The sequence below is a fragment of the Enterobacter cloacae subsp. cloacae ATCC 13047 genome (genome assembly GCF_000025565.1).
GTDB lineage: Bacteria > Pseudomonadota > Gammaproteobacteria > Enterobacterales > Enterobacteriaceae > Enterobacter > Enterobacter cloacae.
In genome coordinates, this window is sequence record NC_014121.1 from 1961056 (window position 1) to 1986355 (window position 25300).

General features: G+C 56.9%; 21 protein-coding genes. 15 read left to right on the forward strand and 6 right to left on the reverse strand.

From position 1 onward, the window contains the following. Window positions 1-24 precede the first annotated feature (24 nt). The 12 genes from ECL_RS09490 to dsbG all read left to right on the forward strand — a co-directional run bounded on the left by ECL_RS09490 (window position 25) and on the right by dsbG (window position 13856). Window positions 25-918 carry an aminoimidazole riboside kinase gene (locus tag ECL_RS09490; protein ID WP_013096549.1) on the forward strand — a complete coding sequence of 298 codons (894 nt, stop codon included), beginning with the start codon at window positions 25-27 and terminating at the stop codon, window positions 916-918. 169 nt (window positions 919-1087) lie between these two features. Then, window positions 1088-2605 carry a carbohydrate porin gene (locus tag ECL_RS09495; protein ID WP_013096550.1) on the forward strand — a complete coding sequence of 506 codons (1518 nt, stop codon included), beginning with the start codon at window positions 1088-1090 and terminating at the stop codon, window positions 2603-2605. A gap of 67 nt (window positions 2606-2672) precedes the next feature. Continuing rightward, window positions 2673-4043 carry a sucrose-specific PTS transporter subunit IIBC gene (locus tag ECL_RS09500; RefSeq protein ID WP_013096551.1) on the forward strand — a complete coding sequence of 457 codons (1371 nt, stop codon included), beginning with the start codon at window positions 2673-2675 and terminating at the stop codon, window positions 4041-4043. Then, window positions 4043-5449: a sucrose-6-phosphate hydrolase gene (locus ECL_RS09505; RefSeq protein ID WP_013096552.1), complete on the forward strand. Its 1407-nt coding sequence runs from the start codon at window positions 4043-4045 to the stop codon at window positions 5447-5449. The genes ECL_RS09500 and ECL_RS09505 overlap by 1 nt, the downstream gene beginning before the upstream one ends. 28 nt (window positions 5450-5477) lie before the next feature. Beyond that, entirely contained in the window at window positions 5478-6494 is a 1017-nt protein-coding gene (locus tag ECL_RS09510; protein WP_013096553.1) for a LacI family DNA-binding transcriptional regulator, read from the forward strand. Window positions 6495-6591: 97 nt separating this feature from the next. Next, window positions 6592-8142 (forward strand): methyl-accepting chemotaxis protein, encoded by a 1551-nt coding sequence (locus ECL_RS09515; protein ID WP_013096554.1) that lies wholly within the window; start codon window positions 6592-6594, stop codon window positions 8140-8142. A gap of 761 nt (window positions 8143-8903) precedes the next feature. Then, window positions 8904-9323 (forward strand): hypothetical protein, encoded by a 420-nt coding sequence (locus ECL_RS09520; protein WP_013096556.1) that lies wholly within the window; start codon window positions 8904-8906, stop codon window positions 9321-9323. Between the two features lie 5 nt (window positions 9324-9328). After that, window positions 9329-9895 (forward strand): RNA polymerase sigma factor, encoded by a 567-nt coding sequence (locus tag ECL_RS09525; RefSeq protein WP_077681878.1) that lies wholly within the window; start codon window positions 9329-9331, stop codon window positions 9893-9895. Window positions 9896-9985: 90 nt separating this feature from the next. Next, window positions 9986-10357: a hypothetical protein gene (locus ECL_RS09530; protein WP_013096558.1), complete on the forward strand. Its 372-nt coding sequence runs from the start codon at window positions 9986-9988 to the stop codon at window positions 10355-10357. A gap of 47 nt (window positions 10358-10404) precedes the next feature. Continuing rightward, a complete protein-coding gene (locus tag ECL_RS09535; protein ID WP_044158429.1) occupies window positions 10405-12435 on the forward strand; it encodes a protein-disulfide reductase DsbD family protein in 2031 nt (676 codons plus the stop codon). A 7-nt stretch (window positions 12436-12442) separates the two neighbouring features. Further along, on the forward strand, window positions 12443-13054 hold the full coding sequence (locus ECL_RS09540) for a DsbA family protein (RefSeq protein WP_013096560.1): 612 nt from the start codon (window positions 12443-12445) through the stop codon (window positions 13052-13054). 43 nt (window positions 13055-13097) lie between these two features. Beyond that, window positions 13098-13856 (forward strand): thiol:disulfide interchange protein DsbG, encoded by a 759-nt coding sequence (dsbG, locus tag ECL_RS09545; RefSeq protein WP_013096561.1) that lies wholly within the window; start codon window positions 13098-13100, stop codon window positions 13854-13856. 39 nt (window positions 13857-13895) lie between these two features. On the opposite strand, the gene ECL_RS09550 is transcribed toward dsbG, so the two are convergent. The 3 genes from ECL_RS09550 to ECL_RS09560 all read right to left on the reverse strand — a co-directional run bounded on the left by ECL_RS09550 (window position 13896) and on the right by ECL_RS09560 (window position 17100). After that, window positions 13896-15188 (reverse strand): glycoside hydrolase family 10-like protein, encoded by a 1293-nt coding sequence (locus ECL_RS09550; protein ID WP_044158425.1) that lies wholly within the window; start codon window positions 15186-15188, stop codon window positions 13896-13898. A gap of 7 nt (window positions 15189-15195) precedes the next feature. After that, window positions 15196-15486 carry a VF530 family protein gene (locus ECL_RS09555; RefSeq protein WP_013096563.1) on the reverse strand — a complete coding sequence of 97 codons (291 nt, stop codon included), beginning with the start codon at window positions 15484-15486 and terminating at the stop codon, window positions 15196-15198. Window positions 15487-15612: 126 nt separating this feature from the next. Then, entirely contained in the window at window positions 15613-17100 is a 1488-nt protein-coding gene (locus ECL_RS09560; protein WP_013096564.1) for a UbiD family decarboxylase, read from the reverse strand. Between the two features lie 115 nt (window positions 17101-17215). Here ECL_RS09560 and ECL_RS09565 point away from each other — a divergent pair, with 115 nt between their 5' ends. After that, entirely contained in the window at window positions 17216-18100 is an 885-nt protein-coding gene (locus ECL_RS09565; RefSeq protein WP_013096565.1) for a LysR substrate-binding domain-containing protein, read from the forward strand. Here ECL_RS09565 and ECL_RS09570 read toward each other — a convergent pair. The 3 genes from ECL_RS09570 to ECL_RS09580 all read right to left on the reverse strand — a co-directional run bounded on the left by ECL_RS09570 (window position 18091) and on the right by ECL_RS09580 (window position 20887). After that, window positions 18091-19002: a LysR family transcriptional regulator gene (locus ECL_RS09570; protein WP_013096566.1), complete on the reverse strand. Its 912-nt coding sequence runs from the start codon at window positions 19000-19002 to the stop codon at window positions 18091-18093. The genes ECL_RS09565 and ECL_RS09570 overlap by 10 nt on opposite strands. Before the next feature lie 15 nt (window positions 19003-19017). Continuing rightward, window positions 19018-20004: an MBL fold metallo-hydrolase gene (locus ECL_RS09575; protein ID WP_013096567.1), complete on the reverse strand. Its 987-nt coding sequence runs from the start codon at window positions 20002-20004 to the stop codon at window positions 19018-19020. Between the two features lie 142 nt (window positions 20005-20146). Beyond that, a complete protein-coding gene (locus ECL_RS09580) occupies window positions 20147-20887 on the reverse strand; it encodes a 5'-nucleotidase, lipoprotein e(P4) family (protein ID WP_013096568.1) in 741 nt (246 codons plus the stop codon). Window positions 20888-21049: 162 nt separating this feature from the next. Between ECL_RS09580 and treZ the strand changes: the two genes are divergently transcribed. After that, window positions 21050-22834 carry a malto-oligosyltrehalose trehalohydrolase gene (gene treZ / locus ECL_RS09585; RefSeq protein WP_013096569.1) on the forward strand — a complete coding sequence of 595 codons (1785 nt, stop codon included), beginning with the start codon at window positions 21050-21052 and terminating at the stop codon, window positions 22832-22834. Further along, a complete protein-coding gene (treY, locus tag ECL_RS09590) occupies window positions 22831-25299 on the forward strand; it encodes a malto-oligosyltrehalose synthase (protein WP_013096570.1) in 2469 nt (822 codons plus the stop codon). Before treZ ends, treY begins: the two co-directional genes overlap by 4 nt. Window position 25300 lies beyond the last annotated feature (1 nt).

The following is a 25300-nucleotide window of genomic DNA, read 5'->3' on the forward strand; positions in this document are numbered from 1 at the left end:
ACATAGTTTAGCTGAGAGGATGACATGGATAAAATCTGGGTACTCGGTGATGCAGTGGTGGATTTACTGCCAGAGGGGGACGGCAAATTGCTGCAATGTCCCGGCGGCGCACCGGCAAATGTGGCGGTCGGCATCGCCCGACTGGGCGGAAAAAGTGCCTTTATTGGCAGGGTTGGCGACGATCCGTTTGGCCGCTTTATGCAGAAAACGCTGGCGGATGAGCAGGTTGATGTGCAGTGGATGCGCCTCGATCCGGCTCACCGCACCTCAACGGTGGTGGTTGATCTGGACGAACAGGGCGAACGCTCGTTTACGTTTATGGTTCGGCCGAGCGCCGATCTGTTTCTCGATTCCACCGATCTGCCGCCTTTCAGGGCCAAAGAGTGGCTGCACGTCTGCTCCATTGCGCTCAGCGCGGAGCCGAGTCGCTCTGCCACTTTTCAGGCGATGGATGCAATTAAAAAAGCCGGTGGTTTTGTCAGCTTCGATCCCAACATTCGCCCCGACCTCTGGCAGGATGAGGGCGAGCTCCGCCGTTGCCTCGAACTGGCGCTACAGCGCGCGGACGTGGTGAAGCTTTCCATTGAAGAGCTGACGTTTTTGACCGGCGAATCCCATATCGAAACCGGTCTGGCGGCGCTGATGCACCATTGTCCGGCCCGCCTGGTGCTGGTGACGCTGGGTAAAGAGGGGGTAATGGCCTGGCATGAGGGCATCACGACACACTATCCGGCCACACCGGTAGCGTGTGTTGACACCACCGGCGCAGGCGATGCGTTCGTCGCAGGGTTGCTGTTCGGCCTGGCCTCGTCAGGCCAGGATCTGGCAACAACCCTTGCACTGGCCCAGCGCTGTGGTGCACTGGCCACGACGGCCAAAGGGGCAATGACCGCGCTGCCGTACCGTCACAACCTGTAATTCCTTCCTGGCCGCCGACCGGCGGCCTGAATTGTCGCCTCGATCACACTTACTAAAACGGTTTAGCAAAAAGTATTGCCGATCCAAAATTCACGGGTTTAGTATCAGCAGCCTAAACCGGTTTAGCAATTTAGCATTATCAAAACACTTTTTTTAGGGATGCGACAAAATGTATAAAAAACGCAGACTTGCCGTGATGATTGGCATGCTGGCCGGTAGTACCTCTGTTTTTGCCCAGACCGATATGACAAGCATTGAATCGCGCCTGGCGGCGCTGGAACAGCGTCTTCAGGATGCGGAAATGCGCGCCCAGAATGCGGAGAAACGCGCGACGGCAGCAGAACAAAAAACGCAGCAGCTGGTTGCCGCCCAGCAGCAAACGCAGACCACCACCCAGGAGGTGGCCCAGCGTACCACGGTGCTGGAAAAGAAAGCCGATCAGAGCAGTGGCTTTGAATTTCACGGTTATGCTCGCTCAGGCCTGCTGATGAATGATGCGGCGTCCAGCAGCAAAAGCGGTCCGTATCTGACACCTGCCGGGGAAACCGGGGGCGCGGTCGGTCGTCTGGGTAACGAAGCGGATACCTACGTTGAGCTAAATGTGGAACACAAACAGACGCTGGAGAGTGGGGCGACCACGCGCTTTAAGGCCATGTTAGCCGACGGGCAGAAGACCTATAACGACTGGTCAGCCGATACCAGCGATCTTAACATTCGTCAGGCCTTTGCCGAGCTGGGCAATCTGCCTGATTTCACTGGCGCGCTGAAAGGGAGTACCTTCTGGGCCGGTAAACGCTTTGACCGCGATAACTTTGATATTCACTGGCTGGATTCTGATGTCGTGTTCCTCGCCGGTACCGGCGGCGGTGTCTATGACGTGAAGTGGAATGATACGCTGCGCAGCAACTTCTCGATTTACGGGCGCAACTTCGGCAGCGAAGAGCAGATCGACAACAACGTTCAGAACTATATCCTCAGCATGAATCACTTTGCCGGGCCATTCCAGCTGATGGTGAGCGGCCTGCGGGCGAAGGATAACGACGAACGCAAGGACAGCAATGGCGATCTGATTAAAACCGATGCGGCGAACACCGGCGTGCATGCCCTGGTGGGTCTGCACAATGACAGCTTCTACGGCCTGCGAGAAGGCTCAGCGAAAACGGCGCTGCTGTATGGTCACGGCCTGGGGGCAGAAGTTAAAAGCATCGGCTCTGATGGCGCGCTGCTGTCAGAAGCCGATACCTGGCGCTTCGCAAGTTACGGTGTCACGCCACTCGGCGGTGGCTGGCATATCGCGCCTGCGGTACTGGCCCAGAGCAGTAAAGACCGCTACGTCAAAGGCGACAGCTACGAGTGGGTTACGCTCAATACCCGCCTTATCAAAGAGGTTACGCAGAATTTCGCCCTGGCGTTTGAGGGCAGCTATCAGTACATGGATTTGAACCCGGAAGGCTACAAAGATCGCAACGCCGTTAACGGCAGCTTCTACAAGCTGACCTTCGCACCGACCTTAAAGGCGGGCAAAATTGGCGATTTCTTCAGCCGTCCTGAACTGCGCCTGTTTGCCACCTGGATGGACTGGAGCAGCAAACTGGATAACTACGCCAGCGATGACGCCTTTGGCAGCAGCGGCTTTAACGCTGGCGGGGAATGGAACTTTGGGGTCCAGATGGAAACCTGGTTTTAACCCTTCACGCTCCCGCCAGGCGGGAGCGTATCAAACATCATAAAAATGAAGTCAGGCAGAGGTAACTATGGATTTTGATAATATTTCCCGTGCGCTCATTCCGCTGCTCGGTGGCAAAGAGAACATCGCCAGTGCCGCGCACTGCGCAACGCGCCTTCGTCTGGTGCTGGTCGACGATGCGCTTGCTGACCAGCAGGCCATCGGCAAGGTCGAGGGGGTGAAAGGCTGTTTTCGTAACGCGGGCCAGATGCAGGTGATTTTTGGCACCGGCGTAGTGAATAAGGTTTACGCGGCTTTTATTCAGGCGGCAGGGATTAGTGAATCCAGCAAGTCAGAAGCGGCAGATCTCGCGGCGCGTAAGCTCAACCCGTTCCAGCGCATTGCCCGCCTGCTTTCCAATATTTTCGTACCGATCATTCCCGCCATTGTTGCGTCCGGTTTGCTGATGGGCCTGCTCGGAATGGTGAAAACCTACGGCTGGGTGAATGCCGATAACGCCATCTACATCATGCTGGATATGTGCAGCTCGGCGGCGTTTATTATTTTACCGATCCTGATTGGTTTTACCGCCGCGCGTGAGTTTGGCGGTAATCCCTATTTAGGCGCCACGCTAGGTGGCATTCTGACCCACCCGGCGCTGACCAACGCCTGGGGCGTGGCGTCCGGCTTCCACACCATGAACTTTTTCGGCCTTGAGATTGCCATGATTGGCTATCAGGGAACGGTGTTCCCGGTGCTGCTGGCCGTCTGGTTTATGAGCATTGTGGAGAAAAACCTGCGCAAGGTCATCCCGGATGCGTTAGACCTGATCCTGACGCCGTTCCTGACCGTCATTCTCTCCGGTTTTATCGCGCTGCTGATTATCGGCCCGGCGGGACGCGCGTTAGGCGATGGCATCTCCTTTATTCTGAGCACGCTGATTACCCACGCGGGCTGGCTGGCCGGTTTGCTGTTCGGCGGGCTCTATTCGGTGATTGTTATTACCGGCATTCACCACAGCTTCCACGCGATTGAAGCCGGGCTGTTGGGGAATCCGTCGATTGGCGTTAATTTCCTGCTGCCCATCTGGGCCATGGCGAACGTGGCGCAGGGTGGTGCGTGCCTGGCGGTGTGGTTTAAAACCAAAGACGCAAAAATCAAAGCCATTACCTTACCGTCGGCGTTCTCGGCCATGCTCGGCATTACCGAAGCCGCTATCTTTGGTATCAACCTGCGTTTCGTGAAACCGTTTGTGGCCGCGCTGATTGGCGGTGCGGTGGGTGGCGCATGGGTGGTGTCGGTGCATGTCTACATGACGGCGGTAGGACTGACGGCGCTGCCGGGGATGGCAATCGTGCAGGCCAGTTCGCTGCTCAACTATATTATCGGCATGGTGATTGCCTTTGGCGTAGCGTTTACCGTCTCGCTGCTGCTGAAATATAAAACGGACTCTGAATAATGACATTACCTTCCCGCTGGCCTGCCGTGCTGCAGGCCGTGATGAAAGGCCAACCGCGCGCGCGTGCCGACCGCCACTACCCGCAGTGGCACCCGGCACCGGTGACGGGGCTGATGAACGATCCGAACGGTTTTATCTGGTTCGCCGGGCGCTACCATCTGTTTTATCAGTGGAACCCGCTGGACTGCGATCACCGCTATAAATGCTGGGGGCACTGGAGTTCGCACGATCTGCTGCACTGGCAGCACGAGCCGATGGCGCTGATGCCAGATGAAGAGTACGACCGCAACGGTTGCTATTCCGGCAGCGCCGTGGACAACAACGGGATGCTGACGCTGTGCTATACCGGCAACGTTAAATTCGATGACGGCAGCCGCACCGCCTGGCAGTGCCTGGCGGTGGAACAACCGGACGGGACCTTTAAAAAACTGGGGCCGGTGCTGGCGCTGCCGGATGGCTACACCGGCCACGTGCGCGACCCGAAAGTGTGGAAGCACGACGGGCAGTGGTACATGGTGCTGGGCGCGCAGGATGTGCAAAAGCGGGGTAAGGTGCTGCTGTTCAGGTCTGCCGATTTGCACACGTGGGAATCGTGCGGAGAAATCGCCGGTCACGGCGTCAACGGACTCACGGATGCGGGATACATGTGGGAGTGCCCGGACCTATTTGCCCTCGACGGGACGCACGTTCTGATCTGCTGCCCGCAGGGGCTTGCCCGTGAGCCGCATCGTTATCTCAACACCTATCCGGCGGCCTGGATGAGCGGGGCGTTTGACTATCAGCGCGGCGCATTTGAGCACGGTGAGTTACACGAACTGGATGCCGGTTTTGAATTCTACGCCCCGCAAACGACGCTGGCGGAAGATGGCCGGCGGATCCTGATTGGCTGGATGGGCGTGCCTGACGGGGAAGAGATGCTGCAGCCCACCCGGGCACAGGGCTGGATCCATCAGATGACCTGTCCGCGAGAGCTGCGCTACCGCGACGGCAAGCTCTGGCAGACTCCGGTGCGTGAGCTGGAAATGCTGCGTGAAGAGGAACTGCACTGGCAGGGCAACGCCTGCGATGCGCCGGAGCTTGATGCCTCGCGCCTTGAGTTCGAGCTGAGCGCTGCCTGCGCGAAACTGGATTTTGCCGGTGCGCTGCACCTCACGGTCGATGGCAATGGCCTGCGTCTGGAACGTGCCAGCCTGCAAACGGGTGAGACGTTAACCCGCTACTGGCTGGGTGAGGTTCACCATCTGCGCGTGCTGTGCGACCGCTCCAGCGTCGAAATTTTCATCAACCACGGCGAAGGGGTGATGAGCAGTCGCTATTTTCCTGACCAACCGGCCCGTGTGCGATTCGAAGGTGCGTCCGACATCACATTACGCTACTGGTCGCTGCGCGGCTGCATGGTAGAATAGCGGTTTTGGCAGCCGGATCTAAGTCGTTGTGAGAAAAACAAAACGCGTCACCATTAAAGACATCGCGGAGCTGGCGGGAGTGTCAAAAGCCACCGCCAGCCTGGTACTGAACGGACGCAGCAAAGAGCTGCGCGTGGCGGAAGAGACCCGTGAGCGCGTGCTGGCCATTGCGAAAGAGCATCACTACCAGCCCAGCATTCACGCCCGCTCGCTGCGCGATAACCGCAGCCACACCATTGGTCTGGTGGTCCCGGAGATCACCAACTACGGGTTTGCCGTGTTTTCTCACGAACTGGAGACGTTGTGCCGCGAGGCGGGCGTTCAGCTGCTCATCTCCTGTAGCGATGAAAATCCGGGGCAGGAGACCGTGGTGGTCAACAACATGGTGGCGCGTCAGGTCGACGGGCTGATTGTTGCCTCCAGCATGCTCAACGATGCGGATTACCAGAAACTGAGTGAACAGCTGCCTGTGGTGCTCTTTGACCGCCACATGAATGACAGCTCGCTGCCGTTGGTGATCACCGATTCCATTACCCCGACAGCCAAACTGGTGGCCGACATTGCCCGCCAGCACCCCGATGAGTTTTACTTCCTCGGTGGGCAGCCACGGCTTTCCCCCACGCGCGACCGCCTTGAAGGGTTTAAACAGGGTCTGCGCGACGCGAACGTTACGCTGCGCCCGGAGTGGATCATTCACGGAAATTATCACCCGAGTTCCGGTTACGAGATGTTCGCCGAACTCTGTGCTCGCCTGGGGCGTCCGCCAAAAGCCCTGTTCACCGCCGCCTGCGGCCTGCAGGAAGGGGTGCTGCGCTACATGGGGCAGCACAATCTGTTGCAAAGTGACATCAGGTTAGCGAGCTTTGACGATCACTATCTTTACGACTCGCTCACGATCCCGGTGGATACCGTGCGCCAGGATAACCGTCAGCTTGCATGGCACTGCTTTGATCTGATTGGGAAATTGATTGACGGTGAAACGCCGGAGCCCGTGCAGCGGAAACTGGATGCCACCCTGCAGCGGCGCTATAAAGCGGCAGAATAGCCCTGCCGGACGACGGGATACATCAATAACTTTAATTAATTTAAGTTTTGGTTTAGCCGATAACCATAAGGAATAATTTTCTTTGAGGTATCGGTTCATGTCGTTAAAAAAATCATCCCTGATTGTCTTTTTCTCGCTGCTTTTCTTCTTTATCGCCAGCACCCTCACCAGCGTTGGCCTCATCATCAAAAGTAATAACTCCCTGGATAACGTGAACAAAGAGATCCAGGTGGTGCTGTCAATTATTGATCCCATCAACCATAGCCGCACGTTGCGCGTCCGGGTGATGGAGTATGTGAAGATGGTAGAGGCGGGCGCATCAGCGGATGAATCTGCGAAGCTCGCCGCAGTTAAAGAGGCACTGACCAAAGCCGATCGCGCCTTTGCTGCCTTTATGGCGTCTCCCCGTCTGACGGATGAAGCGCCGCTGGTAAGCGCTTATCAGGATGCCTGGCAGAATTACCGTAACCAGGGGCTGGCACCGCTCATTGATGCTGCCGCCGCGCACGATATTGCCAAATTCAACGCCCTGATACCGGAAGTCTCGCGCCTCGATCGTCAGTATGAGATTGTCCTCGACCAGGTTCTGGCCGTACACCAGGCCTATGCCAAAAGCCTGAACGAAGATGCGAGCAGCAACTTTGTTTCTGGCCTGGCGATTATCGCCGCTATCGCACTGCTGTTTATGCTGGTGATCGCCGCCGTCAGCCTGCTGATGAAACGCCTTGTTCTGGCACCGGTTAATCTGGCACGTGAACATTGCAGCCAGATTGCCGCAGGCAAACTCGATATTCCGGTGCCGGTGAAGGGGAATTCCGGCAATGAAATTGATCACCTGATGGGCTCTATGGAGCAGATGCGCCAGGCGCTGCTGGCAACCATCGCCCAGGTGCGTGACGCGAGTCATACCGTGACCCATGCCGCACAGGAGATTGCCTCCGGGAATATCGACCTGGCTTCGCGCACCGAACAGCAGGCTTCTGCGCTAACCCAGACGGCGGCCAGCATGGAAGAACTGACCGCGACCGTCGCCAATAACACCGATAACGTCTATCAGGCCGGAAAACTGGTGCAGGACGCGGTGAAAAATGCCCACACCGGGGAGGCCGTCACGCGTGAAGTGATTGAAACGATGAATACCATCGCCGCAAACTCGAAGCGCATCGAGGACATCACCAGCGTGATCAACAGCATCGCTTTCCAGACCAACATTCTGGCGCTCAACGCGGCGGTAGAAGCGGCGCGCGCCGGTACCCAGGGGCGTGGTTTTGCCGTGGTAGCCAGCGAAGTTCGCACGCTGGCGCAGAAAAGCGCGGTGGCGGCCAAGGACATCGAAAGCCTGATTGCCCAGTCGGTTTCCAGCGTCAAAAACGGTGCCGAACTGGTGGGGCGCTCAGGGGAGGTGATTGACTCGATTATCAGTTCCGTCAATAAAGTGAACACGTTGATGGAGCAGATCTCTGTGGCCTCTGAAGAGCAAAGCCGCGGGATTAGTCAGGTCGGGCAGGCAGTGACGGAAATGGACGGCGTGACCCAACAGAACGCCGCGCTGGTGCAACAGTCCGCCGCGGCGGCCGCGTCGCTGGAAGAGCAGGCCCAGCAGCTCACGCGGAGTATTTCGAGTTTTAGTTTGCCAGTGCAGGCTTGATATTATTGTGGATTGTAAGCCGGGTAAGCGTAGCGCCACCCGGCAATAAACGCGGCTAAGTTGTTGGTTTCAGCTTAATTTTGCTAAGTGTTTTGATTCAACAACCGGTGTGACGGGCATTATCTTTGGCGATGTTTCGCTGATAGCCGATGTAGCCGAAGGCATACCAGTAGCGCCGGGAATAAAAAGAAAATTAATCCTGTCAGGAATGCGTCATCCCCATGAAAATGCAGTATGGCATTAAAAAATACGCCAGCAGCCACGCCGACCACTAATAAAAATATAAACACCCAGACAGTGTGGTACCAGAGGATATAATTCGTCAGTCTGCCTATCATTACCGGATTGCTCCTTTTTAATGTGTCTGTTTCTATTTCCTGCTGCAGGGCATGACGCTATGAATAATAGACAGAGATGTAATGATTACAAACCTTTAACTAAAAATAGTTAATTAAGCCTCGCTTTAGATTATTGTTAAATGGAAGTTTTTTTGGATGATTATAGGAATAATCTCAATAACTGGAATGGGGCATTTAAAAAGCATCAATATCAAACCTGCTGAATAAATAACCTGGTTTAAAAGCGCGAACAGATCGGCATTATTACGGGTTCTAATTTTTATGCTGTTTCCATTCGTCAGTCGCTAAAAGCGTAAACCACATTGACTACGATGTTTTGAAAAATTTTTAGCAATATTCTTGTTCCTCATCCGTCTACCTCATCACAAGCCATAATCAGTTACTGTAAACGAGGTCAACACCATGAGAGAGTTTGATATGCACGGCAGAGGTCACGGGCGCGGATTCGGTCGCCACCGTATGGGCAAGGGCTTAGTCATCGGCGCGGTCATTTTTATCGTGCTCGGCCTGCTGGTGATGTCCCTGTGGAACGCCTTACTCCCGGCGATCCTCGGCGTGAAAGCCATTGGCTTCTGGCAGGCGCTGGGCATTTTGATATTGAGCCGGATCCTGTTTGGTGGTCTGGGGTTCCGTCCGGGTATGTTTGGTGCGCACCGCCGGATGCACGAACGCTGGATGAACATGACGCCCGAACAGCGTGAAGCGTTCATGCAGCAGCGCCGGGAAGGATTTGGTCGCCATGGTCGCGGGCACTGTGGCTGGCACGGCCACCGTGATGACAAGCGTGAAGACAACGCGCCAAAAGCGCCGGACGCAGAGTGAGCGAGATGAAAACCGGGGAGGCGGGCGGATCCTTGCTGATGTCGGCGGTTAATGCCTGCCGCGCCCGGCTGAGAGCCTTTATTCGCGGAAGAACGCCGGTACGTGACGACGCCGACGATATTTTGCAGGAGATCACGTATCAGCTGATGAAGGTGGAACAGCCGGTCGAAAACGTTGCCGCGTGGCTGTTTCGCGCGGCGCGAAATGAGATGACCGACCGGGCGCGGAAAAAGCGTGAAGTATCGCTCTCCGGTTATTTCAGTTTCACAGGCGAGGAGGATGACGATTTTCCGGAAGATGAGATCGCTGAAACCCTGTTCGGCGATCCGCATACCCCGGAAGAGGAGTACCTCAAAACGCTGCTGTGGGAAGAGCTGGGGCAGGCGCTGGCTGAACTGCCCGCAGCGCAGCGCGAGGTCTTTGAGAAGACGGAGCTACAGGGCTACAGCATCAAATTGCTGGCCGGGGAAACCGGGGTTAGCGAGCAGGCATTATTATCGCGTAAGCATAAGGCCGTGTTGTTCCTGCGCACGCGATTGCGGGATGTGTATGACGCGCTGACAGGGGGATAATGTTCCCGGCAGACAAAACCTTACACTGTCGGGACTTGTAGATTCATCACTATCGTTTATGATCGGGGCGTCTTGTTATTTTGGAACGTTATGCGCAACCGTCAGCTTCTCGGTAAATGGCTTCTGATAATCACGTGTCTGGCAATGGCAATTTGCCTGGTTCAGCGTGCGGTTTATCTCAACCATTTTTTACAGGGGCTGGATCCTCAGGTGCAAACGCTCATGATGGCTGACGCCCCGGGTCAGGAGGCTGAACAGCCCGGCCCGTCGCCGTGTCAACTTGGCGCACAGTCTTTGCTTTGCGCCCAGCCGCTGTTTTTTGACGGTGCGCTACCGGCGATTATTATCTTCTTCGCTCTGCTGCAGTTGTTTACCCAACGGCGCACATTTCTCTCCAGGGAGCAGCCTGTCCAGGCACCGCCTCCCCGAATACACCTCAAAAACTGCGTTTTCCGTGAATGAAAAGCATCGTCACCACACGATAATTTTCACTATTCACGGAGTAAAACATGGTTAACCTTTTCAGGGGACTCGTCCTCCTGTGGCTGTCCTGCATGGGTATTGCTCATGCGGCAGATACGGGCTGGCTGGTGTCACCGCAAAACGATCACGCCCGCATCCGCTTTCAGGCTGAGCGGGATCACGACCGCATCATCGGCCTGCTCAGCGTGGAGCTGCAGCCCGGCTGGAAAACCTACTGGCGTTCGCCGGGCGAGGGCGGCGTGGCCCCGAAAATCAGCTGGCCACAGGGTGTTAAGGATACCTGGTACTGGCCGGTTCCTTCCCGCTTTGATATCTCGGGCCTGACGACCCAGGGCTACCACGATAGCGTCACTATCCCTATTACGATCGCCGGGACGGACGCGGATGTGCTCGACGCCACGCTTACGCTCTCAACCTGCAGCAACGTCTGTCTGTTGACGGACTACAAGCTGCATCTGGATTTCCGCACGCCAGCGGATGCGGGCTTTCGTACGGCATTTGAAGACGCGATGCGTTCAGTACCCGGTTCGTCAGGCGTGTCGTCAGACTTCAGCGCCTGGTTATCAGACGGCAAGCTGATGATTACGGCCACGACGGAAGGCGAATGGGTCAATCCTGGGATCTATTTTGACCCGCTGGAGGGTGACATTCTGCCCGGCGAACCGGTGATTAAGCACACCGGAAACCGGCTTCAGGTCGCGGTTCCGGTCACCGATGAGTGGGGCGATAAACCCGCGACGCTTGCGGGGAAAACGCTGTCATTTGTCGTCACCAACGGCGATAAAGCCCAGCAAACGCAACTGACCGTAGGCGCAGCCCCCGCAGACGCGGTGCAGAGTGCGCCAGCGGGAACAGTCAAAATGTTGGCCTTTGCACTGCTGGGCGGTCTGATCCTGAACCTGATGCCCTGCGTATTGCCGGTAATGGGCATGAAGCTCAGCAGCGTCCTGCAGGCGGGTACGGACACGCGGAAAATCCGGCTGCGTTTTCTGGCGACCAGTGCGGGTATTCTGACCTCCTTTATGCTGCTGGCCACGATGGTAACCGTTCTGAAACTCACCGGTGCGTCGCTGGGCTGGGGCATCCAGTTCCAGAACCCGTGGTTTATTGGGCTGATGGTTGCCGTGACCTTTATCTTCGCACTGAACCTGTTTGGTGCGTTTGAGTTGTTTCTGCCTTCCGCCGCCACCGGACGGCTCGCCACAACGGGCGGAACCGGACTGACGGGCAGCTTCTGCGAAGGCGTGTTTGCCACGCTGCTTGCCACGCCGTGTTCCGCGCCGTTCCTCGGTACGGCCGTGGCCTTTGCGCTGGGCGCACCGCTGCATTCTCTGTGGCTTATCTTCCTGATGCTCGGGGTGGGCATGAGCTTGCCGTGGCTGTTCGTGGCGCTGATCCCCACAACCGCCTTGTTGCTGCCAAAACCTGGCCGCTGGATGAATACCCTGAAGGTGATTCTGGGGGGGATGATGCTGGCCTCCAGCCTGTGGCTGGTGACGTTGCTGAGTCTGCATCTGGGCGAGATGTTCAGCCACATCCTCATGCTGCTTCTGATTGTGGTCGCCATTGTGGTCTATGCCCTTCGCGGTCAGACATCATCGCCGCTGTTCTGGGTGGTGGTGATTGCGCTGGCCGTATTCGGGGGCTATCAGCTGCGCGGGATAGTGAACGCAACGCCGGTAACCACGGCTGAGAATAGCGAACAGACGATCCCGTGGCAGCCGCTCAGTGAAGAGGCAATCAGCGATGCGCTTGCGCAAGGGAAACGTGTGTTTGTGGATATCTCGGCGGACTGGTGTGTCACCTGCAAGGTGAATGAGCACCGGGTGCTGAATCAGCCGGAGGTTATCGCCGCGCTGCGCCAGCCGGATGTGGTTGCGCTACGCGGAGACTGGAGCCAGCCATCAGAGACGATTGCGGCGTTTCTGAAATCACGCAATCGCTACGCCATCCCGTTTAACCAGGTGTATGGCCCTGGAACGCCGGAGGGCGACATCCTCTCGCCATTGCTGGACAAATGCACCCTGATGACCACCCTGAACAAAGCAAAAGGCTAACGCAGTTATGAAAAAAATCCTTATTACGTTTCTGCTGTTTTTCGCGTCAGCCCAGGTGATGGCGGCGGACCCGATCACCCCGGATCAGGAGCAACGCGCTCAGAAGCTGATCTACGATTTTCTGTTTAACGACCCGGATTCGCCGCGTATCGGTGCCAAAAATCCAACGCTGACGCTGGTGGTGTTTACGGACTACAACTGTCCATACTGCAAAAAATTCGATCCGTATCTGGAGAAGATCGTTGAGAAACATCCGCAGGTGGCCGTGGTGTTTAAGTTTTTGCCGTTCCGTTCGGAAAGCTCGCTAACCGCCGCGCGCGACGCGTTAACCGTCTGGCGTTCACACCCTGAGCAGTTTATGAAGTTCAACGAAACCCTGATGGCGAAAAAAGGGTATCACGATGACGCCAGCATTCAGGAGGCGCAAAAGCGCGCGGGCGTGAATGTTTCAACGCCGGATGATACGAGCCTGGTCACGGTAAAACGCAGCCTGATCATCGCCGAAAAACTGGGCATTCAGGGAACACCGGCCACGCTGATTGGCGAAGGGCTGTTACCCGGCTGGGTACCTTTCGAACAGTTTGATGAAATGGTCACCGATGCACTGAAAAACCGCTAACCTGAAGGGGGGCCTCAGGCCCCCGAACAAACCGGAGAGGGACATGAAAAAATTACTGTTACTTTCGCTGCTGACCGCGTCAGGGCTGGCGCAGGCTGCGGATGCTATACCTGATGTCTTGAAGACCTTTAGCGAGCAGCAGGAGATTACGATCCTCAAGAAGATCGACGTGCCCGGTGGCGCACCCGCCTGGCTGGGACAATATCAGGACATGGGGGTGACGCTCTTTCTCACGCCTGACGGAAAGCACGTTATTTCGGGTTATCTCTATGATGAGAAGGGTAAAAACCTCAGCGAGGGTATTTTCCAGAAAGAGATCTACGCCCCGATGGGACGCGAAATGTGGAAACAGCTTAACGCTGCGCATCCCCTGAAAGAGGGGGCGGATAACGCGCCACGCAAAGTCTTTGTCTTCGCTGACCCGTTCTGCCCGTACTGCAAGGCATTCTGGTCAGAAGCACAGCCGTGGGTGACGGCGGGTAAGGTGCAGCTCAATACGCTGCTGGTGGCGTTCCTCAACCCAAACAGCGGCCGTAACGCATCTGCGATCCTGAATGCAAAAGATCCGGTTACGGCGTGGAAGGAGTATGAACTGTCCGGCGGGAAAAAACTGCCTAAACCGGAAGGCACCGCCTCGCGTGAAACCGTGGCGATACTGCAAAAACACCAGGCGTTAATGGACAGTCTGGGGGCGAATGCCACACCGGCCATTTATTATCTCAATGACCAGAATGAGCTCCAGCAGGTTGTCGGTATGCCGGACGCGAAGCAGCTTGAGGCGATGTTCGGGCCGAAGCCGTAAAAAAACAGGCAGAAACAGGGCGTTTCTGCCTGACTGTACTTAGCTTCCCCAGCGTCCTTTCAGGTAGTTTACCGCCTGCTGCGTCTGCGGCTGGTTGAGGTAATCTTCGCGGAACAGGATGGTGCCATTCACGTTCGGCAGGGAGTCGTTGAGATCGAGCTGTTTTTTCAGCTCCGGCACGCCGCCCTGAATCGTCCAGTCCGGCTCATTTCTCGACGGCTCGCCCACTTTATAGAACGCAATGCCGATGTACAGACGGGTATGGGTCGGTTTCACTACGTCGGCCCACCATTTGGTCAGCACGTCATAGCGTGCCGCATCGCGGGAGAAAGGCCAGTAGATTTGCGGGGCAATGTAGTCCAGCAGCCCCTGTTGCACCCACTGACGGGTGTCCGCGTAGGATTCATCATACGCCGCCGCGCCACGGGTGTCGGATCCTGCCGGGTCAAAGGAGCGGTTACGCCAGACACCCGCCGGGCTGACACCAAATTCAACCTGCGGTTTTGTCTGTTTGATCGCCCGAGAGACCTGCACAATCAGCTGCTGCGTATTGTGGCGACGCCAGTCGGCTTTGGAGCTAAACCCCTGGCCGTATTGTCTGTAGGTCTGCGCATCATTCAGCGTTGAGCGAGGCGATTCGGCATAAAAGTAGTCATCAAACTGCACGCCGTCTATCGGGTAGTTCGCCACCACCTCGGTCACCACCCGGGTTATCCAGTCACGCACCTCCGGGATGCCCGGGTCGAGCACAAACCGATCGCCTGCGATGCGAACCCACTCAGGGTGCTGCACATAGACGCTGGACGGTTGTTGGTATGAGGTGCGGTTCAGCGCGGCGATGGTTGACGGTTTGGTATTGGTTGAAACGCGATAGGGGTTGAACCAGGCATGAACTTTCATCCCACGCTTGTGGGCTTCATCGAGCATAAACTGCAGCGGATCGTAGCCCGGATACTCGCCAATATTGCCGGTAAGAATATCTGACCACGGCAGGATTTTGGACGACCAGAGCGCCGTGCTGTCCGGTTTTACCTGGAAAAACACCGTGTTAATTCCCAGGCGTTTCAGATTGTCGAGTTTGTCGATCAGCGCCTGTTTTTGCATCGCAATACGCTGGTCAGCACTGCGGCCATTCACCGACGCGACCGGCGGCCAGTCGAGACGGGAGACAGTTGCCAGCCAGATCCCACGCATCGGCTCGTTTGCCTGCTGCGTCGGTTTGCCTGGGGTCGGGAGCGGTGTGACCAGCGACTTTGGGGGTTTTGAGGAGCAACTAACAAGTAAAAGCGCGCAGCCAAGCAGCGCACCAGTCCGTTTTACATGTCGCATCATTTGCGTATTAGCTCTTGGTTATCCGACTATTGGCCCAGGGGTTAAAGGCGGGCGCCTCGCGTTCAGCGGTCCCGTTATCATTGAGGGAATCAAGATACAGGGCCTCGACCTCCGCGCGTGCCCAGGGGGTACGGCGCAGGAATTTCAGGCTCGACTTCACGCTTGGGTCATTTCTGAAACAGTTAATTTTGATTCGATCGCCCAACTCGCGCCAGCCATATCGCGCCACCAGGGCGTTGACCATCATCTCCAGCGTAACGCCATGCAAAGGATCTTTGGAGGAAATATGTGCAGTCATAGGCGTCCGGTGTCTCGATTTACAGGGGATTGGGGTAAACGCTGAAAGGGTACAAGAAAGCAGGGGAAGCGGCAATTTAAGCTTGCGTTTCTTCACCCGGTGGGGCGAAGAAACGGCGACGACGGTCTATTTTTTATCGCTGAACAGCTCCGGCGCCCACGGTGTGGGGTCAACCTCCATGAACGGCGCCCGTTCAAACCGCGCCTTCAGCGCCCACGGCACCGTGCAGTCGAAGATAGTCTTGCAGGAAATGCCGTTTCCACGGATCGAGGTGCTGTAGTCCGGTGACTGCGACGGATCCAGCTGGTGGCCGCGGATCCCCGGAAGCGTGGTGATGCTCACATCGCCCTGCATGCGGGTGGTCATTGCCCACAGGATATCGTCGCTGTCGAAGATATCCACGTCTTCATCCACGAGGATAATGTTTTTCAGCTCGGAATAGGTGGCCAGGGCGATAAGTGCCGCCTGGCCCTGACGTCCTTCGTCTGACGGCTGGCGTTTTTTCACCTGTAAAATGCCGAGGAATTTACCGCCTCCGGCGGTGTGGGCGTAAACGTTTTGCAGAAAGCCGGGAATGGCCTCTTCGACCGCGTTGCGAATGCTGGCCTCGGTCGGCAAACCGGCAAGCGTGGTGTGCTCTTCGCCCGGGCCCACCAGCGTCTGCAGGATCGCGTGGTTTCGCATCGTCACGGCTTTCACTTTGATCACCGGCAGAGACGGATTCGCCTCGCCGCAGTAGCCCGGGAACTCCGGCATGGCGTGGCCGGTGTTGGTGTGCTGATCTTCTCTTACGCGCACGCCGGGAAGCAGTTCGCCCTCGATGATGATTTCCGCCCGCGCGATCGCTTTCTCTTTTACCGCCACGCCCTGTACCAGCTCCACCGGTTGCTGGCGTAATGCCCCGGCAACGCCAAGCTCGTTGTAACCGAATGGCGTGGTTGGCGCTTCGAAACAGGCCCCAATGTAGATAGCCGGGTCAAGTCCCATATTGATGGTTACCGGCAGCGGTTTGCCCGCCGCTTCGGCCTTCTTGCGAAAGACTTCGATATGGCGGCCGGCGGCAAGGAACATAGAGAGTTCATCTCGCTCCTGCACACAGAGACGGTGAATGGTCACATCGGTCAGCGAGGTATCTTCCGGATCGCTTGCCAGTACCAGCCCCAGACAGAAGAACGGGCCTGCATCAATCGGCGTGTTGGTCGGGGCCGGAAGCAGCTTACGCAGGTCAAAGTCCGGATCGTCGGCGTAAAAGACCTGCTCCTGGCACGGTGCCTGCGAGGCCGGAACCACCACCGGTGCAACCGGGTTTTTCACCGCCTGACCAACGTGCTGTGCCAGCTTCGAGGGTACACAGCCCAGCAGAAGCGCCGCTCTTTCCCGGCTGGCGTGCATACCTACCAGGATGCGGGAGCCAGGGTAGCCCTTCACGCTATTGAACATCATGGCCGGGCCCGTGCGGGTGGGGCGTTTTACGGTACCGCCCGCGCCGATATGGCGGTAGACGCCCGCCAGTTCAGCATTGGGATCTACCGGGTGATCGGTTTCGATATAGTGACCTGGATGGCGTTGCAGCAACGCGATGGCGCTTCTGAGATCGTTGATGGGGTTTTGCATGTTTTTCTCCCTTAATGGCTGACCTCCATTGTTGGGCGAACGACAGATAGCATCAATTGCATCATTGATGCTATTTTGATAAGAATTTTATTATCAAAATTCGCGGGACTTCGTCATGCAATTTCGTCTGATGCGTAATTTTCTGGTGGTAGCCGAAGAGCTCCATATGCACCGCGCCGCGGAGCGTCTGAACATGGCGCAACCTGCGCTGAGCCAGCAGATTAAAGCGCTGGAGGCGCGTCTGGGCGTCACACTGTTTAGCCGGGCACATCGTCGCTTAACCCTGACGCCTGCCGGTGACGCGTTTCTGGTCAAAGCCCGGCTGGCAATTGCGATGACCGAGCAGGCCGTGCTGGACGCCAGACAAACCGCTCGTGGCGAACAGGGGGTGTTGAATCTGGGATGTGTATCGAGTGCGATGTTCGACGGTAAGCTGCCTGCTACGCTGCGCCAGCTGCACGAGAACTGGCCCGCGATTGCCATTTCGCTGATGACCGGGAACGTGCAGACGCTTTACGAAGCCGTGCAGACCAACCAGCTGGACGTGGCGATTATCCGGGCTCCGCTGCCTGCGTTACCTGACGATCTGCAATCTCGCCCCTTTACCTCAGAGAAAACGGTGCTGGCACTGCCTCGCCAACACCCCCTGGCCACGTCATCCGCGCTGACGCTTTCCTCCGTGAAGGACGAAAAGTGGATCTCGCTGCGCGATCCGCAAGGCATGGGGCTGGAACAATATTTCTATGACGCCTGTAACGGTGCGGGTTTCCAGCCGGAGGTGGTGCAGAATGCCACCGACGTGCCCACCGTCATCAGCCTTGTCGCGGCGGGATTTGGCATTGCGCTCTTGCCCGCCTCAGCAAGGGCGGTGAGCGTCGGGAATGTGGTTTACGTCGACATTATTGATCGGCTCAGGGAGAGCGAACTGACGCTGGTTTGTCACCGAATCATTCGTTCTGAAGTCTTAAAAAAATTCCTCACCACCGTTGCTCAGGGTTGACGCCCGGCGGCCAGCAGCAGTTGTTCGCGCAGCCAGGCGTTCGCCGTGTCCTGACTGTTTTTAGGATGCCAGAACATGCTGATGGCGATCGGCTGGAGTGGCAGCGGGGGCGGGAAAATATCGAGCGTGGTGGCGAACTGCTGCAACATGCGTCCCGGTAAGGTGCAAATCAGGTCAGTCCCCGCCACCAGAGGTGGTGCCATGGCATAGCTTTGCGTGGACATCACCACGTTGCGCTGATATCCCAGCCCGGCCAGCGTCTGGTCGACAAAGCCGGTAAATGGATCGCCCTGGGAGGAGACCACCAGATGAGAGAGGGCGCAATACTGCGCCAGATCCAGCGGCCCCGTACCGCGAGGATGCCCTTTGCGCTGGGCGGTGGCAAACGCGTCTTCAAACAGTTTGCGTCTGACCCAGCCGTCATGCGCGCCCGCACTCACGCCAATGTAAATATCAACGTCGCCGCTTTCCAGCTGCTGGGGCAGGTTCACCCACTCCGGCAGGGCGAAACGCAGGCGGATCCCCGGCGCTTCACGTCTGATGTGATTCAGCAGTTCAGCCCCAAGCATCAGGGCCGGGTTTTCATGCAGGGCAATGACGAACGTGCGATTGCTCTCGCGGGGGTTAAACCCGGTGGGGGCAAGCATCGCGCTGATGCCACGCAGAACGGCCGCGACCTGAGGCCTCAGCGCCTCGGCTCGGGGTGTGGGCAACACCCCACGTCCATGTGGGGAAGGGATAAACAACGGCTCGCCAAAAATGGCACGCAGGCGCGAAAGACGGGCTGACAGCGCGGGCTGGCTGACCCCCAGACGTGCGGCGGCGTGCGTGATGTTCCGGTCGGTGAGCAGTGCATCCAACGTCAATATCAGGTCAATATCCAGGTCTGAAAATGGCGTCATGTTGTTTTCCGTTGTTTATTTAGCTGTGCTGGCGTCCCGGTTGGTATAGGTAACCGGAACCCAGGCATAGCCCGCGCGTTCGCCTTTGGTGACATAACCGATACCGGGGAACGGCAGGTGTGGTGCGGCAACCAGATCTCTGTTTTTGACAAAGTCGTCAAAGGCCTGCTTGCGCACACGGGCTGCTCCGTCCTGATCTTCATCGTAGGCGATGGTCACATCAGGCTGCGGGAACTGTACCGCAGCGACGTGGATAATGTCGCCCACGAAGGTAATTTTCTCGCCTTTACTTTCCAGCGTATAGAAGGCCGAGCCCGGCGTATGACCGGGGTGAACCGTTCCGGTAATACCCGGCAGCAGCGCTGATGTACCGGTAAACGGCACCACTTTGCCGGCATCAAGATACGGTTTTAAGGTCTTCTGTGCCACGTCAAAGTAGTTCTGATCGTAACCGGTTTTTTTCTGATTCTCTTCATTGAAGAAAAAGTCGATATCCGGTTTCCCCACGAACACGCGGGCGTTGGTAAATACCGCCTTACCGTCCTTTATCAGGCCACCGGAATGATCGGAATGCGCGTGCGTCAGTAAGATTTCCGTGATGTCCTGCGGTTTGATCCCCTGCGTTGCCAGGCTCTCGATTAAACGCCCGCCGTTGCCCGGACCAAAAAGCTGGCCTGAACCGGTATCGACCAGAATTTTGTGTCCCGGCAGCGCAATCAGAAAGGCGTTAATGGAGACCTCAACCGGGTTCGCCTGGAAATTTTTCGCCAGTAACGCATCGGTTTTCTGCGCTGTGGTCCGGCGCAATAGCGTGTGCAGATCCTGCGCGACGCTGCCGTCCGTAAACGACGTAACCAGCACGTCGCCCACCTGAACGCTGTAACCGCCCGCCGGTTGTTTCACCACGTGCTGAGGCGTCTCTGCCAGGGAGTGCAGCGCAGGGTAGAAGAGCAGTGAACTGGTGATGAGCGTAGAGAGGGCAAGTTTCTTGACAGTAAGCATGATGATCTCCTTTAGAAAGTCCTCATCTTACTTATGCATCAAAATTTAAGAACCCGCTTAAAAGTGATAGGACCTATAAATGGGATGGATAGCTCAGTGGGTTGGCCGGGCAACGGCAATGCCATGCCCGGCGGGCAGATTGTTACGGCTTCCAGCTGTCCGGCGTGGCTTTAGACCATGAGCCATAAGCGGCATTAGGCAGCACAATCCAGTCATTGCCAAAATGCTCTGCGCTTGCCTCAACCAGCTCGCGCTGCTGCTCACTCGGTTTTTTGTTTTTAAACTGCACAGCGAAATCCGGCAGGCTGTCGCCAAACAGCATAATGATCTGTTGCTTTTTAAGGATGCTCTGGCGGCGCTCTTCTTTACTCACCGTATCCAGAAGCACGCTGTCGTCCGAGACCTGCGGCAGGCCAAGGGATTTTAACGTTTTAATGGTATCTGCTTTATTTTCCTGCATGCGGTCTGAGACATAGTAGATACGCACCTTGCTTTGATTCACATGCTCAAGAAACGCCTTCGCGCCGGGGATCAGGCCGGGTTTTCCCTGTTTTTCCCAGTCGCTCCAGGTATCCCATTGGGTGTAGTCATGGCACTGTTCCATGTCGCGCACCAGCAGCGGGGTGTTGTCGAGCACGGTTTCATCCAGATCCATGACCACCGCGTAATTTTCTGGCGTTTTCAGATCTTTCACTTTCTCGTCAAAACGGCCGGTGGCAAAACGGTACGTCTGCAGCTGAAGCGCCATGATTTCAGCTGACTTCTGCTGGTAGCGCAGCGCCATTTCGTAGGCTTTTGGTTCACACAGTTCATTATTTGCCGCGGTAGCGGTTGCGCTCAACATCGATACTGCCACCAGTAATGCCTTAGCTATTGAATTCATTATTGTTTCCTTAACACCCTTGTCAAAATGACGAAAGCGTAATGAATTTAAGTGACAGAAAAATGACGGTTGCACGTTGGGGCTCTGTTGAAACGTGCTTTCGATCCTGAACTAAGCTTGTACTTCATTCCGCGTAAAATGTGGGTCATTCGAGGACAATGAATGGAATTCAGGACATTTCAAAAGCAGTGGGGTGCTGAGTTTATTTCCGGTGACGTTGTACGTTTTCGCGTCTGGGCTGAGGGACAACAACAACTTACGCTACGTCTGGCAGAACGCGATCTGCCCATGACGGCGGTCGGTAACGGCTGGTTCCAGATTGACGTACCTGGCGTGACGCATGGCACCGAGTATCAGTTCGTTTTACAGGACGGCATGGCGGTACCTGACCCCGCATCGCGGGCGCAGAAAGGGGACGTTAATGGCCCCTCCGTGGTGATTGACCCCGGCCGCTATCAGCCCATCAACCCAGACTGGGCAGGGCGACCGTGGGAAGAGACGGTGATCTACGAACTGCATATTGGCACCTTTACACCGCAGGGCACCTTCCGGGCGGCTATCGACAAGCTGCCGTATCTGGCTGAACTCGGCATCACCCAGCTTGAAGTCATGCCGGTTTCACAGTTCGGCGGCAGCCGCGGCTGGGGCTATGACGGCGTATTGCTATATGCTCCGCACTCCGCCTATGGCACGCCGGAGGATTTTCACGCGTTCATCGATGCGGCGCACGGCCTGGGCCTTTCTGTCGTGCTGGATATCGTACTCAACCATTTCGGCCCGGAAGGAAACTACTTACCCTTGCTGTCACCCGCGTTTTTTGATGCGCAGAGAATGACACCGTGGGGTAACGGTATCGCCTATGAACGGGAGCCGGTCAGACACTACATTCTTGACGCGCCCCTGTTCTGGCTGACTGAATACCGTCTGGATGGCTTACGGTTTGATGCCATCGACCAGATTAAAGATACGGCGTCGAAACATATTCTTCAGCAGATCGCGGAAACGATCCGCGAAGCGCTCCCGGATCGTCATATCCATCTCACCACCGAGGACAGCCGTAACGTGATTTTCCTGCATCCTCGGGATGAGAAGGGAGCCACGCCGCTGTTTACCGCCGAGTGGAATGATGATTTCCACAACGCCGCCCACGTCTTTGCCACCGGCGAAACGCATGCCTACTATCAGGATTTTGCCTTCGAACCGGAAAAAAAATTCGCCAGAGCGCTCGCAGAAGGATTTGTCTATCAGGGTGAGGTCTCTTTGCAGACCGGACACTCACGCGGGGTGGAATGCCACACCCAGCCGCCGACCTTCTTTGTCGATTTTATTCAAAACCACGATCAAACCGGTAACCGCGCCCAGGGCGAACGGCTTATTACCCTGGCGGGCGCGGATAAAACCCGCGTTCTGCTCGCCGCGCTGCTGCTGTCACCCCATATCCCGCTGCTGTTTATGGGCGAAGAGTATGGCGAAACCAACCCGTTCCTGTTCTTTACGGATTTTCATGGCGATCTGGCGAAAGCCGTGCGGGAAGGGCGGGCAAAAGAGTTTACCGGCCACAGCGGACACGATGGCGATGTACCGGATCCGAATGACGAGCAGACTTTTGCCCGCTCAAAACTGGACTGGCACAACGTGACGACTGCGCAGGGTAAATCCTGGCTGCGCTTCACGCGAAGCCTGCTGGTCCTGCGGCATCGCTATCTTGTGCCGTTACTTCGCCCTGGCGGCACCGTTGAGGGCAAAATCGTTAAGACTGCTCCCGGTATGGTGGCGGTGAGCTGGTCTTTCCCGACGGGGACATTGTCGCTGGCGCTGAATATCGGTAATAAGCCCGTTGACGTTCCTGCGCTGGCAGGCGAAACGCTCTTTAGCTGGCCGGAGGCCGCTGAGGTGTTAGCGCCGAACAGCATTGTCGTTCGTTTTGCAGATGGAGACGCATCATGATCCCTTGTGCCACATACCGAATACAGTTCCGCAATGGCATGACCTTTGACCGCGTGGTGGAGCTGGTGCCATACCTTAAAGACCTCGGGATCAGCCATCTCTATGCCTCACCGATATTTACCGCCACCACCGGTTCAACCCACGGTTATGACGTTACCGATCCTAACGAAATCGATCCTGCCATTGGCGGGCGCGCCGGTTTCGACCGCATGACGGCGGCACTCAGGCAGGCGGGAATGGGGCTCATTCTGGACATCGTCCCTAACCATATGTCGACCTCGCTGGAAAACCGCTGGTGGCGGGACGTTATCGCGTTTGGTCAGCAAAGCCGTTACGCGCACTATTTTGATATTGACTGGTCGCGCCCGCTGACGCTGCCGTTCCTTGGCGACACCTTTGAGGCCGAGCTGGAGAAGGGGGCAATTACTCTGAAACGTGACAGTGTCACCGGTGAGGCCGGGCTGGTCTACTATGACACAGCCTATCCGCTTAACCCCGGAACATGGGCTGCGGAGAAAAGCATCGAGGCGATCCACGAGGCGCAGAGCTGGCGGCTGATGTCCTGGCGGGAAGCGCCGAAACAGCTCTCATGGCGGCGCTTTTTTGAAATTACCGGCCTGGTGGGCGTCAGAGTGGAAGACGAGGGGGTGTTTCAGGATACGCATCGCCTGATCCTCGAGCTCGTGCATACCGGCATTGTCGACGGGTTGCGCATTGACCATATCGACGGGCTGGCCGACCCGCTGGGTTACCTGCAGCGGTTACGACAGGCAACCGGTCCCGACTGTTATATCACGGTGGAAAAAATTCTCGCCAAAGGGGAACAACTGCCTGTGGAATGGCCGGTATCCGGCACCACCGGATATGAGTTTATCGCCTCGCTGGCCGAAGTGCTGGTCGACGATAATAACCTCGGGCGGCTGGAAAAAATCCACGACGAGACGCTGGGCGTAACGGTCGATCGCCATGCGGAACTTCGCAACGCTAAAGGGCTGATGACCGATCGCAATTTTGAGGGTGAATTCACAACGCTGCTTAACATTGCCACCGACCTTGCCCGATGCAACGACATTGACGTGCCGCAGGACGACATACGCTACACGCTGCGCGAACTGCTGATTGCGTTTCCGGTCTACCGCACCTACGGCACCGCCGACGGGTTAACCGCCCCGGATGTCGCGCTGTTGAACCGCGTTGTCGCCAGCGTCGACGCACCGGAACCGGCGTTAAGCCTGTTGGTGAGGATCCTCACCGGCGACCTGGACGCCAGCAGCCGCGATGCGGCCTCGCTGTTCAGAACCCGCTTCCAGCAGCTTACCGGGCCGCTGATGGCGAAATCGGTGGAAGATACGCTCTTTTTCCGCCATAACCTCGAGCTCGCCCTGAACGAAGTGGGGGCCGATCCCACCCCGCGCGCATTCTCGTTATCCCGCTTTCACCAGGAGATGCGCATCCGTCTGGCCCGTCAGCCCGATGCGCTGCTGGGGACCTCCACGCACGACACCAAGCGCGGGGAAGACGCGCGGGCGCGCCTCTACACCCTGACGGAAGCCCCGGAACAGTGGGGTGAAAATCTGGCGCGCTGGCGACAGATGAACCAGACCCAGGTGCGTTTTCTCAATGACGGTACCGCGCCAAACGCGGCCGATACCTGGATGATCTACCAGGCGCTGGCGGGCGTCTGGCCTGCAACGTTGTCGCCTGACGATAGTGAAGGGCTGAAGTCTCTCGAAGCGCGTTTCCTCGGGTTTATTGAGAAAGCGCTGCGCGAGGCCAAACAGCGTACCGACTGGATCGACAGCAATGAGGGCTATGAGAGCGTGGTGCTGAATTACGTCCGGCACTTGCTGTCCCCTGAGAACACGCTGTTCCTGCATGATTTCTCGTCCTCCCTGCAACCCTTTATCCGCGCCGGGCTGATGAACAGCCTGAGCCAGACGGTGATCAAACTGACGGCGCCGGGTGTACCAGACATCTATCAGGGAAGCGAGGCGCTTAATTTTAGCCTGGTCGACCCGGATAACCGGCTGGAGCCGGATTTCGCCACGCTGAGGCAAAACCTGAGCAGCGCCGACGCAAAGCTCTTTGCCGACGAACAGCAGTGGCGAAACGGCAGGGTGAAGCAGTATGTCACCGCCACGCTGTTACGCGTCCGGCAGCACTATTTATCGCTCTTCCAGTACGGCGACTGGCTGCCGCTGAAGGTCAGCGGCGAGCGCGAGGACAACCTGATTGTCTACGCGCGCGTGAAGGACGGGGAGGCGCTGATTGTTGCCGTACCGCGTCTGGTTTTTGCTACCCCCACAAACGAAACGCTGTGGGCCAACACTTCGGTCGTCATCCCCGAAGAGCTTTCCGGGAAACGCTACCGGGATCAGTTTACTGGTGAACGTCGGGCGCTGCGGGAGACGCTGGATTTAACGTCTGAAACAGGAAGTTTGTTAGTTCTGCTTACCTGCGAATAAT

Coding starts and splice junctions, on each gene's coding strand:
- ECL_RS09575 (WP_013096567.1), bottom strand. CDS start 20,004: ATGCTTACTGTCAAGAAACTTGCCCTCTCTACGCTCATCACCAGTTCA.
- ECL_RS09555 (WP_013096563.1), bottom strand. CDS start 15,486: ATGACTGCACATATTTCCTCCAAAGATCCTTTGCATGGCGTTACGCTG.
- treY (WP_013096570.1), top strand. CDS start 22,831: ATGATCCCTTGTGCCACATACCGAATACAGTTCCGCAATGGCATGACC.
- ECL_RS09500 (WP_013096551.1), top strand. CDS start 2,673: ATGGATTTTGATAATATTTCCCGTGCGCTCATTCCGCTGCTCGGTGGC.
- ECL_RS09565 (WP_013096565.1), top strand. CDS start 17,216: ATGCAATTTCGTCTGATGCGTAATTTTCTGGTGGTAGCCGAAGAGCTC.
- ECL_RS09495 (WP_013096550.1), top strand. CDS start 1,088: ATGTATAAAAAACGCAGACTTGCCGTGATGATTGGCATGCTGGCCGGT.
- ECL_RS09535 (WP_044158429.1), top strand. CDS start 10,405: ATGGTTAACCTTTTCAGGGGACTCGTCCTCCTGTGGCTGTCCTGCATG.
- ECL_RS09525 (WP_077681878.1), top strand. CDS start 9,329: ATGAAAACCGGGGAGGCGGGCGGATCCTTGCTGATGTCGGCGGTTAAT.
- ECL_RS09520 (WP_013096556.1), top strand. CDS start 8,904: ATGAGAGAGTTTGATATGCACGGCAGAGGTCACGGGCGCGGATTCGGT.
- dsbG (WP_013096561.1), top strand. CDS start 13,098: ATGAAAAAATTACTGTTACTTTCGCTGCTGACCGCGTCAGGGCTGGCG.
- ECL_RS09505 (WP_013096552.1), top strand. CDS start 4,043: ATGACATTACCTTCCCGCTGGCCTGCCGTGCTGCAGGCCGTGATGAAA.
- ECL_RS09560 (WP_013096564.1), bottom strand. CDS start 17,100: ATGCAAAACCCCATCAACGATCTCAGAAGCGCCATCGCGTTGCTGCAA.
- ECL_RS09490 (WP_013096549.1), top strand. CDS start 25: ATGGATAAAATCTGGGTACTCGGTGATGCAGTGGTGGATTTACTGCCA.
- ECL_RS09515 (WP_013096554.1), top strand. CDS start 6,592: ATGTCGTTAAAAAAATCATCCCTGATTGTCTTTTTCTCGCTGCTTTTC.
- ECL_RS09580 (WP_013096568.1), bottom strand. CDS start 20,887: ATGAATTCAATAGCTAAGGCATTACTGGTGGCAGTATCGATGTTGAGC.
- treZ (WP_013096569.1), top strand. CDS start 21,050: ATGGAATTCAGGACATTTCAAAAGCAGTGGGGTGCTGAGTTTATTTCC.
- ECL_RS09540 (WP_013096560.1), top strand. CDS start 12,443: ATGAAAAAAATCCTTATTACGTTTCTGCTGTTTTTCGCGTCAGCCCAG.
- ECL_RS09530 (WP_013096558.1), top strand. CDS start 9,986: ATGCGCAACCGTCAGCTTCTCGGTAAATGGCTTCTGATAATCACGTGT.
- ECL_RS09550 (WP_044158425.1), bottom strand. CDS start 15,188: ATGATGCGACATGTAAAACGGACTGGTGCGCTGCTTGGCTGCGCGCTT.
- ECL_RS09570 (WP_013096566.1), bottom strand. CDS start 19,002: ATGACGCCATTTTCAGACCTGGATATTGACCTGATATTGACGTTGGAT.